The following is an 859-nucleotide window of genomic DNA, read 5'->3' on the forward strand; positions in this document are numbered from 1 at the left end:
AAACTTTTTGTTGATCGCTCAACTGATACGCTGTTGGAATCAATACCGTAAAATCTGGGTTAGCTGTTGGATCATCTGGTGTTATCGTATTTACGTTGTATGTTACTTGTGCTGTACCTGTTCCTGTCTCGTCTGCGTGAGTTATCATTTGTGCTCCTCCTAAAGAAGCGAATCCCATCATTGTTAACATACTTACAGACATTAATTTTTTCAATCTAACCATCATTTTATAACATCCTTTCTCATCTTATTTCTAAAATTAGCTCTTAAAAAGAACAAAAAAATAGTAACATTTTTTTTCAATAAAAATTCCAAATAAATTCATTCGAAATTAAAAATAAATAGGCTGGAAATGGGGATTTTCTATCAACCAAAGTGAGTAAACATAAATTACCCATTTTTTCGGATAATAAAGTTTATAGAGTAACTCGTGGTGCTAGTTAATTTTAATCCCCTAAAGAATATCTCAAAGTTCCTTCAAAACGTTGCTGTGCTCGGCTTTAAAGGATACTGTACGCTAATAATATGCTTTCAAACTTACTTTCTAGCCCTTGAACAGAACGTGATTTGGAATTTTGACAACCTAGTCTTTCAAGAGAAGAAAAAACAGTCTCTACTGCTTTTCTCAGACTGTAGACAAACTCCTAAATTTGGAGTGTTGTTTGCAGTTTTTTTGTTTTATACTCATTGTATAAACTATTCTGGGAGTGATTCTAATGATGAGAAAACAACCGATTGAAGGTAGAAATCAATTTGCTATGTTAACAATTGATGATCTTGTACCTAAAGATCACTTAGTTCGAAAGATTGATGCAGCGATTCAGTTTGATTTCATTTATCCCATTGTAGAATCTACGTA

2 pseudogenes are annotated in these 859 nt (G+C 32.7%); one reads left to right on the forward strand and one right to left on the reverse strand.

The annotated features are described in order from the left end of the window. Positions 1–500 precede the first annotated feature (500 nt). A pseudogene (locus G7Y42_RS14875) lies at positions 501–626 on the reverse strand (IS982 family transposase); the annotation flags it as partial. A 90-nt stretch (positions 627–716) separates the two neighbouring features. Here G7Y42_RS14875 and G7Y42_RS15125 point away from each other — a divergent pair. After that, positions 717–859: pseudogene (locus G7Y42_RS15125) on the forward strand (IS5/IS1182 family transposase); the annotation flags it as partial.

This window comes from Enterococcus sp. ZJ1622, from assembly GCF_011038845.1.
Classification (GTDB): domain Bacteria; phylum Bacillota; class Bacilli; order Lactobacillales; family Enterococcaceae; genus Enterococcus_B.